At 62.8% G+C, this 13,477-nt stretch carries 17 protein-coding genes; 7 read left to right on the forward strand and 10 right to left on the reverse strand.

Features of this window, described 5'->3' with window-relative positions:
• Positions 1-126: 126 nt before the first annotated feature.
• The 4 genes from AC1DZ8_RS17125 to AC1DZ8_RS17140 all read right to left on the reverse strand — a co-directional run bounded on the left by AC1DZ8_RS17125 (position 127) and on the right by AC1DZ8_RS17140 (position 2,294).
• Entirely contained in the window at positions 127-384 is a 258-nt protein-coding gene (locus AC1DZ8_RS17125) for a hypothetical protein (RefSeq protein ID WP_477304122.1), read from the reverse strand.
• Positions 385-875: 491 nt separating this feature from the next.
• Positions 876-1,484 (reverse strand): ATP-dependent Clp protease proteolytic subunit, encoded by a 609-nt coding sequence (locus tag AC1DZ8_RS17130; protein ID WP_477304124.1) that lies wholly within the window; start codon positions 1,482-1,484, stop codon positions 876-878.
• Between the two features lie 28 nt (positions 1,485-1,512).
• Positions 1,513-1,983 carry an SRPBCC family protein gene (locus tag AC1DZ8_RS17135; RefSeq protein ID WP_477304126.1) on the reverse strand — a complete coding sequence of 157 codons (471 nt, stop codon included), beginning with the start codon at positions 1,981-1,983 and terminating at the stop codon, positions 1,513-1,515.
• Positions 1,980-2,294 carry an ArsR/SmtB family transcription factor gene (locus AC1DZ8_RS17140; RefSeq protein WP_477304128.1) on the reverse strand — a complete coding sequence of 105 codons (315 nt, stop codon included), beginning with the start codon at positions 2,292-2,294 and terminating at the stop codon, positions 1,980-1,982. The genes AC1DZ8_RS17135 and AC1DZ8_RS17140 overlap by 4 nt, the downstream gene beginning before the upstream one ends.
• 236 nt (positions 2,295-2,530) lie before the next feature.
• Between AC1DZ8_RS17140 and ssb the strand changes: the two genes are divergently transcribed.
• From ssb to AC1DZ8_RS17155, 3 genes are read left to right on the forward strand one after another with little or no spacing between them, the layout of a single operon-like run.
• On the forward strand, positions 2,531-3,061 hold the full coding sequence (gene ssb, locus AC1DZ8_RS17145) for a single-stranded DNA-binding protein (protein WP_477304130.1): 531 nt from the start codon (positions 2,531-2,533) through the stop codon (positions 3,059-3,061).
• Positions 3,062-3,094: 33 nt separating this feature from the next.
• The gene (locus tag AC1DZ8_RS17150; protein WP_477304132.1) at positions 3,095-3,490 is read left to right on the forward strand and encodes a DUF2306 domain-containing protein; all 396 of its coding nucleotides are present in this window, start codon (positions 3,095-3,097) and stop codon (positions 3,488-3,490) included.
• A 27-nt stretch (positions 3,491-3,517) separates the two neighbouring features.
• Entirely contained in the window at positions 3,518-3,943 is a 426-nt protein-coding gene (locus AC1DZ8_RS17155; RefSeq protein ID WP_477304134.1) for an OsmC family protein, read from the forward strand.
• A gap of 24 nt (positions 3,944-3,967) precedes the next feature.
• On the opposite strand, the gene AC1DZ8_RS17160 is transcribed toward AC1DZ8_RS17155, so the two are convergent.
• From AC1DZ8_RS17160 to AC1DZ8_RS17170, 3 genes are all read right to left on the reverse strand, one after another.
• A complete protein-coding gene (locus AC1DZ8_RS17160) occupies positions 3,968-4,597 on the reverse strand; it encodes a MarC family protein (protein ID WP_023822237.1) in 630 nt (209 codons plus the stop codon).
• A gap of 102 nt (positions 4,598-4,699) precedes the next feature.
• Positions 4,700-5,077, reverse strand: a complete 378-nt coding sequence (locus tag AC1DZ8_RS17165; protein WP_477304136.1) for a VOC family protein — start codon at positions 5,075-5,077, stop codon at positions 4,700-4,702.
• A 33-nt stretch (positions 5,078-5,110) separates the two neighbouring features.
• The gene (locus AC1DZ8_RS17170; RefSeq protein ID WP_477304138.1) at positions 5,111-5,647 is read right to left on the reverse strand and encodes a hypothetical protein; all 537 of its coding nucleotides are present in this window, start codon (positions 5,645-5,647) and stop codon (positions 5,111-5,113) included.
• Between the two features lie 86 nt (positions 5,648-5,733).
• Here AC1DZ8_RS17170 and AC1DZ8_RS17175 point away from each other — a divergent pair, with 86 nt between their 5' ends.
• On the forward strand, positions 5,734-6,615 hold the full coding sequence (locus tag AC1DZ8_RS17175) for a helix-turn-helix transcriptional regulator (RefSeq protein ID WP_477304350.1): 882 nt from the start codon (positions 5,734-5,736) through the stop codon (positions 6,613-6,615).
• Between the two features lie 2 nt (positions 6,616-6,617).
• Here the strand turns inward: AC1DZ8_RS17175 and AC1DZ8_RS17180 are convergent, their stop codons facing one another.
• Positions 6,618-7,241, reverse strand: a complete 624-nt coding sequence (locus tag AC1DZ8_RS17180) for a ParB-like protein (protein WP_477401263.1) — start codon at positions 7,239-7,241, stop codon at positions 6,618-6,620.
• Positions 7,238-8,932 carry a SulP family inorganic anion transporter gene (locus AC1DZ8_RS17185; protein ID WP_477304142.1) on the reverse strand — a complete coding sequence of 565 codons (1,695 nt, stop codon included), beginning with the start codon at positions 8,930-8,932 and terminating at the stop codon, positions 7,238-7,240. The genes AC1DZ8_RS17180 and AC1DZ8_RS17185 overlap by 4 nt, the downstream gene beginning before the upstream one ends.
• 211 nt (positions 8,933-9,143) lie before the next feature.
• Here AC1DZ8_RS17185 and gyrA point away from each other — a divergent pair, with 211 nt between their 5' ends.
• Positions 9,144-11,942 (forward strand): DNA gyrase subunit A, encoded by a 2,799-nt coding sequence (gyrA, locus tag AC1DZ8_RS17190; protein ID WP_477304144.1) that lies wholly within the window; start codon positions 9,144-9,146, stop codon positions 11,940-11,942.
• A gap of 71 nt (positions 11,943-12,013) precedes the next feature.
• On the opposite strand, the gene AC1DZ8_RS17195 is transcribed toward gyrA, so the two are convergent.
• Positions 12,014-12,160 (reverse strand): hypothetical protein, encoded by a 147-nt coding sequence (locus tag AC1DZ8_RS17195; protein ID WP_192253752.1) that lies wholly within the window; start codon positions 12,158-12,160, stop codon positions 12,014-12,016.
• A gap of 191 nt (positions 12,161-12,351) precedes the next feature.
• On the opposite strand from AC1DZ8_RS17195, the gene coaD reads away from it, so the two are divergent.
• A complete protein-coding gene (gene coaD, locus AC1DZ8_RS17200) occupies positions 12,352-12,852 on the forward strand; it encodes a pantetheine-phosphate adenylyltransferase (protein ID WP_477304146.1) in 501 nt (166 codons plus the stop codon).
• A 113-nt stretch (positions 12,853-12,965) separates the two neighbouring features.
• Positions 12,966-13,460 carry a peptidylprolyl isomerase gene (locus tag AC1DZ8_RS17205; protein ID WP_477304352.1) on the forward strand — a complete coding sequence of 165 codons (495 nt, stop codon included), beginning with the start codon at positions 12,966-12,968 and terminating at the stop codon, positions 13,458-13,460.
• Positions 13,461-13,477 lie beyond the last annotated feature (17 nt).

Genomic DNA, 13,477 nt, shown 5'->3' on the forward strand with positions numbered 1-13,477 from the left:
ACCGTTTGCGGAAGCAACGGCGGGGCTGCTCTTTGGGGCTGGCTTTGGCGTGAGGGTATCGCCTGCCGATTTTACCGGAAGCCACCAACTTCGGCGTCGGCTGCGTTGGCCCGGAAGGATCGAGCCCTACCGGCGCGACGGCTTGATCCCACCCGTGCCGACATCCACAGTGATGGTGCCGGAAATCCTGACATCAGTGTTGCCGATCTTGAAGGTGCCGTTCTCGCCGGCAGGCAGCGCGTCGTCGGGCTCGGGCTGCGGCGCCGGCTTGGCGATGCGGTAGTCGCTGGTCACTCCGGGCAGGGCGCCTTTCGGCGGCTGGGACGTGCTGTCCCCGGCAAAAGCTCCGCTAGCGGTCGCGGCGGTGATCGCTATGGCTGTCATCAGTCTGTTCAGGCGGTAGCGCATTGCAGAACTATAATGTCGCGATCGATGCGAGGCCAGACCCGCTGCATTGAAATGGCACGCCGCCGGCCAGCCTTCAATGCGGTAATTGGGCCGCATACTCGCCTCTGGCTTCAAGTGATTCCATATTAGTTTGACGCAGGACGCGCCGGCTCGCCTGGTTGCCAGTTGCTAAAATCCATGTAGCAGCGAATGGATACGCCTTCGATTCGCACGTCGCCGCCACGTGCCCAACATCCATACCCCCCGGGAACATTAACGAGTAAGAAAAATGCCATGCATATTCCCGTTATAGCTAATATAGCGCGGAATGCTCGTTTGTTTGGATTGGCAGGATTTGGCATTTGTGCCTCTATTCATAGTTCAACGGAGGCAACTAACGCCGAATTCATTGATAGGTGATGAAAATTGCTTTCTTGATTTGGTACATCTGCATTCGATTGACGTGTGTGGATTCCGCTCAAATCAGCTTAGGCCGCCGCCTGCTTGCGGGTATCGAAAACATGGTCGACGAGGCCCCAGTCCTTGGCTTCCTTCGCGGTCATGAAGAAATCGCGGTCGAGCGTGCGTTCGACCTCTTCATAGGTGCGGCCGCAATGCTGCGCGTAGAGCTCCGTCATATGCCGCTTGGTGCGCAAAATGCCTTCGGCATGGCGCTGGATGTCGGAGGCCTGGCCCTGGAAGCCGCCCAGGGGCTGATGCAGCACGATGCTGGCATTGGGCAGCGCAATGCGACGTCCCGGCGTTCCCGCCATCAGCAGGAACGAAGCCATCGAGGCGGCAAAGCCCATGCACACCGTCGACACCGGGCAACTGACATATTGCATCGTGTCGTAGATGGCGAAGCCGCTGCTGACCACGCCGCCCGGCGAGTTGATGTAGAGCGAGATTTCCTTGTCGGGATGGTCCGATTCCAGCGACAGCAGCTGGGCGCAGACCAGCGCCGACATGCCGTCATTTATCTCGCCGTTGACGAAGATGATGCGCTCGCGCAGCAGCCGCGAGAAAATGTCGAAGGCGCGTTCGCCGCGGCTCGATTGCTCGATGACCATCGGCACCAGATTGGCAAAGCCGCTCATCTCATTGTCTCCATTTGATTTTTTCGGTTCAGGCCGCGCACATCAGTAAATATGGCGCGTTGGCGGCGATCGGCGGTTTGGGCTTGTATGCGTTGAGCGAAAGCCGGCAGCCGGCGCCCGCCATCGCAACGGGCATTGCCGCCTGCACAAACCCGTCATGGACAATGCGCAGATGCGTGCCGCCTGAAACGGTGCGGGCGAGCGTGAAGGTGACGATGCTGTCCAGCCTGTTGGCATCGCCGGTGTGGGACCTTTCGCGCCAGGAGTAGCGCAGCAGGCGTCCCGGTTCGGCATCGAGCACTTCGCACTCGATCGGCGCCACCGGTCCTGCAAAGGCAAAGCGGCTGCCGGTTTCCGGCTTGATGTCGTTCGGCATCATCCAGGCCGCCAAAAGCTCCGGCACGGTCAGCGCCCGCCACACCTTTTCCGGTGCGTCCGGCAGATCGCATTCGAAGGCGAGGGTATCCTTGGCGGTCTGCGCCTGCTTTTCATCGTTCATTGGTCCATGTCCTTCAAAACGGCCTTCAGCCTTTCGATGCGGTCCGGCCAGAATGCACGGTAGCGTTCGATCCAGCCGAGCAGCGGCTCGATCCCTTGCGGATCGGCGCGGTAATAGGCGTTACGGCCGGCCCGCCTTTCGCTGACGAGGCCGGCGCCGCGCAGCACGGCCAGATGCTGCGACACTGCCGGCTGCGACACGCTCATGCCGGTGCGCAATTCCGACACGCTCATCTCGCCGCCGGCGAGCCGCTCGTACACGGCGCGGCGCGTCGGATCGGCCAGGGCGCGGAAAATCTCTGCTTCGATCATGACAAAAGCATAAGTCGATACTTATTGATTTGGCAAGCGGTGTTTTTCATCCCATATCAGTTGCCTGCCGCATCCCCTCGATTGGTGCCATTCCTTGACAAATGAGGGTGATGCGATATAGAACGAAAAGAGAACAAAAACCTTGTGGGTAAAGGCAGCCACAGCAGGCGGACATTGACCGCAGCCTGTAAGGTGAGCGACTTAAAATTTGTTTCGGATGAGCGCGGAGAAGTGTCATGGCGGGTAGCGTCAACAAGGTCATTCTGGTCGGAAACCTCGGCGCGGACCCTGAAATCCGCCGCCTGAATTCCGGTGACCCGGTCGTCAACATCCGCATCGCCACGTCGGAAAGCTGGCGCGACAAGAATTCCGGCGAGCGTAAGGAAAAGACCGAGTGGCACAACGTCGTCATTTTCAATGATCAGATCGCCAAGGTCGCCGAGCAATATCTGAAGAAGGGCATGAAGGTTTACGTCGAAGGCCAGCTGCAGACACGCAAATGGCAGGACCAGACCGGCGCCGACAAATACACGACGGAAGTCGTGCTGCAGAAATTCCGCGGCGAGCTGCAGATGCTCGATTCACGCAGCGAGGGCGGCGGCCAGGTCGGCAACTATGCCGGTGGCGGCGGCGCGAGCCGTGGCTCGGATTTCGGCCAGTCGAGCCCCAATGAAAGCTTCAACCGCGGCGGTGGCAACGGTGGTGGCGCACGGGGCGGCGGCGGTGGCGGCTCGTCGCGTGAACTGGACGACGAAATCCCGTTCTGAGCAGTGAGCGATAGCATCTAGGGAGAGGGCGCTATGTCGCTCGGACCGCTTCTATCGGCGCCCCCTCCCATTCCTTGGCACGCCTTCGCGGCCCTTGCCGCGCTGGTCATCGGCGGCGCCCAGCTGGCGCTGCCGAAAGGCACGACGCGCCACCGTGCGATGGGCTATGCCTGGGCGGCGCTGATGCTGGTCATCGCCATCTCCAGTTTCTGGATCCAGCAGATCCGCCTCATCGGCCCGTTCAGCCCAATCCATATTTTGTCGATCATCGTGTTGATCACCGTGCCGCTGGCGGTCTGGCACGCACATATGCATCGCGTCGCCAAACATCGCAGGGTCATGATTTCGCTCTATGTTTTTGCGCTGATCGGCGCCGGCGTGTTCACGCTGCTGCCGGGGCGGATCATGCATGCGGTCGTGTTCGGCTAGTGACGCATTTCTAGAAGGAAGATTGCCGTGAAAGCACGGATCAAGTGGGTCGAAGAGCGCACTTTCGTCGGCGAGTCCGGCAGCGGCCACAAGCTGGTGCTGGGAACCGCCTCAGGTCCTGAAGGCAAGACGCCAGGCCCAAGCCCGATGGAACTGGTGCTGATCGGCACCGGCGGTTGCTCGGCCTATGATGTCGTCCACATCCTCGAAAAAGGTCGCGAGGCGATCGAGGATTGCACCGTCGAACTCGACGCCGACCGGGCCGAGACCGACCCAAAAGTCTTCACCCGCATCCATATGCATTTCATCGTCAAGGGCCGCGCTCTGTCGCACGACAAGGTCCAGCGCGCGATCAACCTGTCGATCGAAAAATACTGCTCGGCCAGTGCCATGATGGCCAAGACCGCTGTGATCACCCACGATTTCGAAGTGGTCGATACGGCGGCGCAGTAGGCAGTAGGCAGTAGGCGGAGCCGTTCACCCCGCCATCAGCGCCTTGATGCCATCGGCCACGAACTGCACCGCGAGTGCTGCCAGGATGACGCCGAGCAGGCGGGTCAGGATCGAGCGGCCGGTCTGGCCGAGGATGCGGTCGATGCGTTCCGACAGCACGAACACCAGATAGGTGATGGCAAGGCAGACGAATATGATGCCGACCAGCGCCGCCTGTGCGGTAAAACCCTGGAACGAGCCGGACAGAAGCACAGTCGCCGAAATCGCGCCGGGACCGGCGATCAGCGGGATCGCCAGCGGGAAGGCGGCGATGTTGTGGATCATGTCCTTGGTGATGGCGACGTCGCCGATCTTCTCCTTGCGGTCCTGCCGGCGCTCGAACACCATTTCGAAAGCGATGAAGAACAGCAGGAACCCGCCGGCGACGCGGAAGGCCGGCAGCGTGATGCCGAACACCGACAGGATCGAGGCGCCGGCCACCGCAAACAACGCCATCACCAGGAAGCCGATGATCGAGGCGCGCACGGAAACCTGCTGGCGCTCCTCGCGGTTCATGCCGCGTGTCACCGCAAGGAACAGCGGCGCGAGACCAGGCGGGTCGATGGTCACCAGAATGGTGACGAAGGCGTTGAACAGGCTGTCGAAACTCGGCATCGCTGACCCCTCCCGCCGGGCCGGACCCCTGCGCCACCATAGTGGTAGAGCAAAGCCCGGTCGGTGGGAACTGCCAGGATGATAGTTCTGGAAGCCGGCAGGTTAGCCGGCAGCGCTGCAATAGGCCTCCAGGCGATAGCCATCGGGATCGATGACGAAGGCGGCGTAGTAGTTCTCGCCGTAGTCGGCACGCAGGCCCGGCGCGCCATTGTCGCTGCCGCCTCCGCGCAAGGCCCCGGCGTGAAAGGCGTCGACGCTGGCCCTTGTCGGCGCGGCAAAGCAGAAATGCAGGCCAGACTTCTTGTCTGATGGCACCGGCTGCTCAGCCTGGTTCACCCAGAGCGCGGCGGTTTGCGCGCCATAGCCCAGCGAGCCCGGCGACTGGCTGAGGCAGGAATAGCCGAGCGGCTTCAGCGCGGCATCGTAGAAGGGCTTCGAAAAATTGGTGTCGCGGACACCGATCGAGACATGGTCAAGCATGTTTTTTCACCTTTTTTACAATATGTTGCGCTGTCAGCCCTGGGCGACGCGGCGCGCTAGGAACTCGACTTCGAGCCGCCATGTCGCCCCGTCGTCGTGCGAACGCTCGCCGAGCCAGCGGAAACTGTCTTTTGTGATGCGTGAAAAGCTCCAGCGGACCGAGGAACCGGTACCGTCGGCGCCGACCTGCACAATCGTGTCGCCTTCGGCACGACCGAGCTGACGGCTGTAATACTGGTTGCGCGGGTCGCTCCAGAAGATGTGCCAGGCATCCGCGCCGGGATCATAGGCCCGCAGCGTTGTGCCATAGAAAGTCCATTTGCCGAGCGAGGGCGAAGGGTCGGCGTCGCGCGCGGGCAGGATCCACACATCCTGGATCGCCTTGCCTTCCAGAACCCAGCCGAAATGCACCTCGCCGCGCCCGGTGAGCTTGCTGCCGTCTTCCAGGATGCGCGTTGCGTCGAAGGTCCAGGCGCCGACAAAACGGCCGTAGAGATCCAGCTTTTCAGCCAGGTCGGGGACGGGGCCGTCACTGTGCAGGGCTTCTGTGAATGAGGATTGATAGGTCATGCTGCTGCCTTCGTGGTGTCAGGAGGCTGCAAGCGATAGGCCGGGGCAGGGTGTTGCGCTTGGGAAAAATTGCTATCTTTCAAGCCATGACGACGAGCGAGCAAAAACTGGCTTCGGGGCCGGACTGGTATGTGTCCGACGTGCTGTGCACCGCCGGCGCCGGCGACCGCCCGTTTGAGGAAGAGCACCGCAGCGTCTGCATTGCCGCCGTCACCAGCGGCAGCTTCCGCTACCGCACCAGCCAGGGCGCCGCCATGCTGGCGCCGGGGTCCGTCCTGCTCGGCAATGTCGGCGCCTGCTATGAATGCGGGCACGAGCATGGCGCCGGCGACCGCTGTCTGTCCTTCCACTTCGCTCCGGCCCATCTCGACCGCATTGCCAGCGACGTGGCTGGCGCGACGAAGCTGACGTTCGGGGTGCCGCATCTGCCGCCCTTGCCGGCGCTGGCGGCGCTGCTGGCCGAGGCCGAAGCGGCACGCGAGACGGCGGATATCGATGCCTTCGAGGAGCTTGGCCTGCGCATTGCCGCCGCGGCTCTTGCCGTCGGCGGCGCCGCCCTTGCGGTCGCCAATGGGGCCGCGCCTGCCGCTCGCCCACCAAGCCGGCGCGACCAGAAGCGGGTCGCCGAGGCGGTGCGGCAGATCGAGCTCAATGCCGACCGGCCGGTCTCGCTTTCCGAGCTTGCCGGCTCGACGGCGACCAGCCCCTATCACTTCCTGCGCACCTTCCGGCAAGTCGCCGGCATGACGCCCTATCAGTTCCTGCTCAGGACCCGGCTGCACCGCGCGGCGGTGCGGCTGCGCATGTCGGATGAGCCCATCTCGGCAATTGCCTTCGAGGCCGGCTTTAACGACTTGTCCACCTTCAATCGCCGTTTTCGGCGCGTCATGGGCGAGACGCCGGGCGGCTATCGCGCGCGCCGGTCAGGCAGCGCCTTGCCGTCACCATCAGCGTTCGCAGCCTTCTGACCTCAGTCCGAGGTTGGCCCGCACCAGCCCGGCAGATAGTCCGCATCCTTGCCCTTGGCGAGCGCCAATGCTTCCCTCATCGCCTTGTCGAAGTTTTTCGCCACAGCGTTCCGGTCGATCCGCCGGCGCAGGAAATCTGCCCACAAAAATTCGCTGAACGGCGTCGTGTCCTTGGCGAAGCCGCCTTGCCGGCGCAATTCGCCGGCCACGCTGCGGTAAGGATCGTCGACCAGTTCGCCGATTGTCTTGGGAATTGCCGAGTAGTCGCGGCGCCGGCCGTTCTCGTCGAACGGGTGCATCCAGCCGCGATTGTCGAGCACGAAAAGAAACGCGTCCTTGTCGAGCGCGGACAGGTCGCTGATCACGGTCACAAGCACGTCCTTGACGCCTTCCTCGAGCAGGGCGCGGGCGAGGTGATGGTGATCGGTAACGTAGTTACGATTTTTGGGACCCAAAACCACCGGCACCATGTGTTTGCCGAGAAAAGCGCCGGTCTTCTTCTTGGCGTCCTGTGCCCGGATCATCTGGCGCTTCAGCGCAACTTCCCTCATGCCGACTGTTATCTGCGTCGGCCTCAGTTCCTCGACAGGGACCGGCGTGACAATGGGTTCTCGGGGGTCAATCATGGCACTCCATCCTGCTCCTGCTGCTGCTGTTTGCCCGGACCAAGTGATTTGATGGCGGCGTCGACGCTGTGAAAAATCCGCTCGTTGCCGACCATGTCGGCAATACCGAAACGCGCCAGCGCTGCCTGGGCGCGCAGCGATTCCAGCCGTGCAATGACAAAGATCGCACCCGCCTTGCGGCAGTGGGCGATGGTGTCGATCAATGCCTGTGCCGCAGTGTAGTCGATCTCGGCGATGTTGCTGGCCTCCAGCACCACCAGCTTGATGTTTTCGGCCCTCGCATCGATCAGGTCGCAGACGCCGCGCTTGAAGCGGTCGGCATTGACGAACGAGAGCGGCGCCTGGAATGCCGCGACCAGCACGCCGGGCAGCTGCTCGCCCGCCGTTGGCGTGCCGGGCGGCCACCACACCGACGTGCCCGGAACCTTCTCCAACTCGATCGCCTGCGTGCGTGTCGCGCTCCACAGCCCATGCAGCAGCGACAGGCCAATGCCGACGGCCACCCCGGTTTCGATCGGCAGCACGACGATCGCCGTCATGGTGACCAGGATCAGCAGGAATTCGACCGGCGCCTGCCGGTAGACACTGGCAAACACCTTCCAGCGCAAAATGTGCTGGGCAACGAACAACAGCACACCGGCAAGGGCTGCCTGCGGAACATCGGCAAGCAGGCCGCCGCCGAAAGCGCCAAGCGCCAAGACGATCGCCGCGGCGATCAGACCTGAAAACTGCGAACGGCCGCCCGATTGGGTGGCGATTGCAGTGCGCGGCGGGCTGGCATTGACCGCGAAGGCGCCGAACAGGCCGGACAGGATGTTGCCGGCGCCGACGCCGACAAAGTCGCGGTTGATGTCGGGCGCCTCGCCGACAAAGGAGCGGCTGGTGGCCGCCGTCTGCACCATGACGACGATAGCGATCAACAGGGCCAGCGACAGCAGCGCCTGCGCATCGTTCAGGCTCACTGTCGGCAGGCCAGCCCGCGGCAGGCCGTTGGGTAGGGCGCCGAGCACCTCGACGCCGCGCGCCTTCAAGTCGAACACGGCAACCGCAAGCGTGGCGAGCACCATGCCGATCAGGGCGCCGGGGATGCGGGCGCTGATGCGTTCGGCACCGAAGACGATGGCAAAGACGCCAAGGCCGAGCGTCAGGCTCCACGGGTTGGTAAGGTGGAGATTGGCGGCGATCTCACCGACGCGGCGCAGGGTTTCGCCGCTTTCGGGCGGCAGGCCGAGCAATCCGGGCAGTTGCGAGACGATGATATGGACCGAAATGCCGGCCAGAAATCCCGTCGTCACCGGCACCGAGAGCAGGTCGGCGATCCAGCCGAGCCGGAAGATGCCGCTCAAAGCCACCAGCAGCCCGACCATCAGCGCCAGCATCGCCGCCAGCGCCAGGTAATGCGCCGAGCCGGCAACGGCGATGAGCGCCAGGCCTCCGGCAAACAGCGGCGTGATGGTCGAATCCGCGCCGGACGACAGATGGCGGTTGGCGCCGAACAGGGCAAAGGCCAGCGATCCCGCGACAAAGGCGAAGAAGCCGATCTCGGGGGCAAAGCCGCCAAGCCGCGCCGTCGCCATCTGTTCGGGAATGGCGATTGCCGCCAGCGTCAACCCAGCGGCCAGATCGCCATTGAGGTCCCGGGGCCGCCAACCGCTCAGCGCTCGCAAAGGCAGCCACCGGGTCCAGTTCATCGTGCTTGAGGCTCCCGGCCGGGGAAAACGGTCCATCGCAGGCTTTTGCTCTGGCGGCGGCGAAATATGCTTTTGCCAAATCGTCGCAATCAGCGGTATCCATTTGAAATTACCACCGAAATTGTCTTTGGAAAAGTGCTGCGGACATTGGAGTTTCTGGCCGGCTTCCTATATAAGCGGTCAGTGATTCCTGATTAGATTGTGATCCAATTTGACCGACCAAAAGACACCGCGCGGCGCCGACGGCGGCCCCACCGGCATCGAGCCGATCTCCATCATCGAGGAGATGCAGAGCTCCTATCTCTCTTACGCCATGAGCGTGATCGTCAGCCGTGCGCTGCCGGACGTTCGCGACGGCCTGAAGCCGGTGCATCGCCGCATTCTCTATGCCGCGCATGAGAGCGGCTACCACTGGAACCGCAAGTATGTGAAGTCGGCCCGCCCGGTCGCCGACGTGATGGGTAAATACCATCCGCATGGTGACGCCTCGATCTATGACGCCTTGGTGCGCATGGCGCAGGACTGGTCGCTGCGCGTGCCGCTGATCGACGGGCAAGGCAATTTCGGTTCGATCGACGGCGATCCGCCGGCGGCGATGCGCTACACTGAATCGCGTCTCACCAAGGTCGCGCATGAGCTGCTCGAGGACATCGACAAGGAAACCGTCGATTTCCAGGAGACATATGACGCCTCCGACACCGAGCCGAAGGTGCTGCCGGCTCGCTTCCCCAACCTTCTGGTCAACGGTTCCGGCGGCATCGCCGTCGGCATGGCCACCAACATTCCGCCGCACAATCTGGCCGAAGTATGCAACGGCGCCATCGCCATCATCGACAATCCGGCGATCGACCTGCCGGCGCTGATGGAGATCATTCCGGGTCCCGATTTCCCGACCGGCGGCATCGTGCTTGGCCGTTCCGGCATCTACAGCGCCTATGCGACCGGCCGTGGCTCCATCGTCATGCGCGGCAAGGTCAATGTCGAACAGCGCGGCAACGACCGTGAATCGATCATTATCACCGAAGTCCCGTACCAGGTGAACAAGGCCTCGATGATCGAGAAAATGGCCGAGCTGGTGCGCGACAAGCGCATCGAAGGCATTTCCGACATCCGCGACGAAAGCGACCGCCAGGGCTACCGGGTCGTTATCGAACTGAAGCGCGATGCCGTCGCCGACGTCATCCTCAACCAGCTTTACCGCTTCACGCCGCTGCAGACCTCCTTCGGCGCCAATATGGTGGCGCTGAATGGCGGCAAGCCGGAAGTGATGACGCTGACCGACATGCTGAAGGCATTTGTCGGCTTCCGCGAAGAGGTGATTAGCCGGCGCACGAAGTTCCTGCTGCGCAAGGCGCGCGACCGCGCCCACGTGCTGGTCGGTCTCGCCATCGCCGTCGCCAATATCGACGAAGTGATCAAGCTGATCCGCACCGCGCCCGATCCGCAGACGGCGCGCGAGCAGTTGATGGAGCGCCGCTGGCCTTCCGGCGATGTCGAGTCGCTGATCCTTCTGATCGACGATCCGCGCCATCGCATCAACGAGGACGGCACCTACAATCTGTCCGAGGAACAGGCACGGGCCATCCTTGAACTGCGCCTGCAGCGCCTGACCGCGCTCGGCCGCGACGAGATCGCCGACGAGTTGAACACGATCGGCGCCGAAATCGTTGATTACCTTGACATTTTGTCGTCCCGCGCGCGCATCCAGCAGATCGTCAAGGACGAGCTTGCCGCCGTGCGCGACGAGTTCGGCACGCCACGCCGCACCGAGCTCACCGACGGCGGCGCCGACATGGAAGACGAGGACCTGATCCAGCGCGAGGACATGGTCGTCACCGTCAGCCATTCCGGCTACATCAAGCGCGTGCCGCTGTCGCTCTATCGGGCGCAGCGCCGTGGCGGCAAGGGCCGCTCCGGCATGTCGACCAAGGAAGAGGATTTCGTCACCCGGCTGTTCGTGGCCAACACGCATACGCCGGTGCTGTTCTTCTCCTCGCGCGGCATCGTCTACAAGGAAAAGGTCTGGCGGCTGCCGATCGGCAATCCGCAGTCGCGCGGCAAGGCGCTGATCAACATGCTGCCGCTGGAGCAGGGCGAGCGCATCACAACCATCATGCCGCTGCCCGAGGACGAAAACAGCTGGGGCGAACTCGACGTGATGTTTGCCACCACGCGCGGCACCGTTCGCCGCAACAAGCTGTCCGACTTCGTCCAGGTCAATCGTAACGGCAAGATCGCCATGAAGCTGGAGGAGGAAGGCGACGAGATCCTCGGCGTCGAGACCTGCACCGACAATGACGACGTGCTGCTCACGGCCAATTCCGGCCAGTGCATCCGCTTCTCCGTCGGCGACGTGCGCGTCTTCCAGAGCCGCAATTCGGTCGGTGTGCGCGGCATAAGCATGGCCGATACCGACCGCATCATCTCCATGTCGGTGATCGAGCATGTCGATGCTTCACCGGCGGAGCGCGCCGCTTACCTCAAGCGGGCGGCGGCGGAGCGGCGGCTGGAGACGGCCGGCGAGGAAGAAGAGATCGCACTGACCAATGAGGAGATCGGCGAGGAGGCGGAGCTTTCCGACGACCGCTACGAGTTCCTCAAGGCGCATGAGCAGTATGTGCTGACGGTGACCGAGTATGGCTACGGCAAGCGCTCGTCCTCCTACGACTTCCGCCTGACCGGGCGCGGCGGCAAGGGCATTCGCGCCACCGACGTGTCGAAAACAGCCGAGATCGGGCAGTTGGTGGCGACCTTCCCGGTCGGCAATGACGACCAGATCATGCTGGTTTCGGACGGCGGCACCGTCATCCGGGTGCCGGTCAACGGCATCCGTTTCGCCAGCCGCGCCACCAAGGGCGTCACCATCTTCAACACTGCCGAAGGCGAGAAGGTGGTCTCGGTCGAGCGGATCTCGGAGCCGCAATCGGACGAGGATGTCGAAGAAAGCGGCGAGGGAACGGCCGAGGCCGGTCCGGACGCCGGGGATGCCGCACCGGGCAATGCCGAATAAAGGGTCGGATAGGCTCAGACACAGCAACGCCGGCCCGGTGGGCCGGCGCGATCAAGACTTGGCCGGTAAGACTAGTGGTGACGGTGGGGCCAGCGAGCGCCGAAGCCTTCGAAGCGCTTTGTCCTGACACGGACACGCTCTGCTTCCTGATGCAGCCCGAATGCGGTGGCAATCAGCATGGCGACGGTCATTGCGGTGGCGAGCATGTAGATCAGCATTTGCGTGTTCTCCTGCGCCTTACAACGGTTAGATGGGGTTTTGGTTTCATCTTCTGAAGTGCAAACTAGTGAACGCTGTGTGAAGTCTTCGTGATCAACGCATTCATCTGTCGTTCATGTCTGCGAAAAGGTTCACGCAGATGTTCCCAATCGCATTTGCCTTCCGATCGCTCGCCCGCTAGAAGCCTGCCATGACCGAACGCACCGCCCTTTATGCCGGCTCCTTCGACCCGCTGACCAACGGACATCTCGATGTCCTGAAGGCATCGCTGGCCGTTGCAGACACTGTCTATGCGGCGATCGGCACCCATCCCGGCAAGACACCGCTGTTTTCTTTCGAGGAACGGGTGAAGCTGATCGAGGCCGCGACCAAGGCCGAGTTCGGCCGCGACGGGGCCCGCATCAAGGTCGTCGCCTTCGACGGGCTGGTCATCGACGCGGCCCGCAAGCATGGCGCCTCGATCATGATCCGCGGCCTGCGCGACGGCACCGACCTCGACTACGAGATGCAGATGGCCGGTATGAACGAGACAATGGCGCCTGAATTGCAGACGGTTTTTCTGCCCGCCAGCCCGTCAGTCAGAACCATTACCGCCACACTTGTACGCCAGATAGCTTCGATGGGCGGCGACATTCGCCCCTTCGTGCCGGCCGCCGTTGCCGGCGCGCTCACCGCCAAATTCGCGAAATAAAGTTCCGGAGAAAGACTCAAATGCAGCTGAAGAAGCTCGCCTCGTTCCTCGTCGTGCTTGCCGGTCTCGTGACCGCATCCGTTTCGGCCTTCGCCGCCGATGCGGAAAACACCATGATCGTCACCTTGAAGGATGGCGACGTCACCATCGCGCTGCGGCCCGACCTGGCACCCAAGCATGTCGCGCAGATCAAGAAGCTGGTGCGCGAAGGCGCTTATGACAATGTCGCCTTCCACCGCGTCATCGATGGCTTCATGGCGCAGACCGGCGACGTCAAGTTCGGCAACATGAAGAAGGGGTTCAGCCCCGAGGCCGTCGGCACCGGCGGTTCCGACCTGCCTGACCTGCCTGCCGAATTCTCGCAGAGCGAACATTACAAGCGCGGCACGCTTGGCATGGCCCGCTCGCAGGATCCGAACTCCGCCAACTCGCAGTTCTTCATCATGTTCGCGCCGGCGCCGAACCTCGACGGCCAGTACACCATCGTCGGCAATGTCGTCAGCGGCATGGAATTGGTCGATCACATCAAGAAGGGCGACGAGGCAGACAATGGCACCGTCAGCAACCCCGACCGCATGATCAAAGTGCGCATCGCCGCCGACAAGTAGTCTATCAAATCAATCTG

This window comes from Mesorhizobium sp. P2_F7 (assembly GCF_056403695.1).

Coding starts and splice junctions, on each gene's coding strand:
- AC1DZ8_RS17195 (WP_192253752.1), bottom strand. CDS start 12,160: ATGCTGATCTACATGCTCGCCACCGCAATGACCGTCGCCATGCTGATT.
- AC1DZ8_RS17125 (WP_477304122.1), bottom strand. CDS start 384: ATGACAGCCATAGCGATCACCGCCGCGACCGCTAGCGGAGCTTTTGCC.
- AC1DZ8_RS17165 (WP_477304136.1), bottom strand. CDS start 5,077: ATGCTTGACCATGTCTCGATCGGTGTCCGCGACACCAATTTTTCGAAG.
- AC1DZ8_RS17170 (WP_477304138.1), bottom strand. CDS start 5,647: ATGACCTATCAATCCTCATTCACAGAAGCCCTGCACAGTGACGGCCCC.
- AC1DZ8_RS17185 (WP_477304142.1), bottom strand. CDS start 8,932: ATGAACTGGACCCGGTGGCTGCCTTTGCGAGCGCTGAGCGGTTGGCGG.
- AC1DZ8_RS17180 (WP_477401263.1), bottom strand. CDS start 7,241: ATGATTGACCCCCGAGAACCCATTGTCACGCCGGTCCCTGTCGAGGAA.
- AC1DZ8_RS17150 (WP_477304132.1), top strand. CDS start 3,095: ATGTCGCTCGGACCGCTTCTATCGGCGCCCCCTCCCATTCCTTGGCAC.
- coaD (WP_477304146.1), top strand. CDS start 12,352: ATGACCGAACGCACCGCCCTTTATGCCGGCTCCTTCGACCCGCTGACC.
- ssb (WP_477304130.1), top strand. CDS start 2,531: ATGGCGGGTAGCGTCAACAAGGTCATTCTGGTCGGAAACCTCGGCGCG.
- AC1DZ8_RS17140 (WP_477304128.1), bottom strand. CDS start 2,294: ATGATCGAAGCAGAGATTTTCCGCGCCCTGGCCGATCCGACGCGCCGC.
- AC1DZ8_RS17130 (WP_477304124.1), bottom strand. CDS start 1,484: ATGAGCGGCTTTGCCAATCTGGTGCCGATGGTCATCGAGCAATCGAGC.
- AC1DZ8_RS17175 (WP_477304350.1), top strand. CDS start 5,734: ATGACGACGAGCGAGCAAAAACTGGCTTCGGGGCCGGACTGGTATGTG.
- AC1DZ8_RS17205 (WP_477304352.1), top strand. CDS start 12,966: ATGATCGTCACCTTGAAGGATGGCGACGTCACCATCGCGCTGCGGCCC.
- AC1DZ8_RS17160 (WP_023822237.1), bottom strand. CDS start 4,597: ATGCCGAGTTTCGACAGCCTGTTCAACGCCTTCGTCACCATTCTGGTG.
- AC1DZ8_RS17135 (WP_477304126.1), bottom strand. CDS start 1,983: ATGAACGATGAAAAGCAGGCGCAGACCGCCAAGGATACCCTCGCCTTC.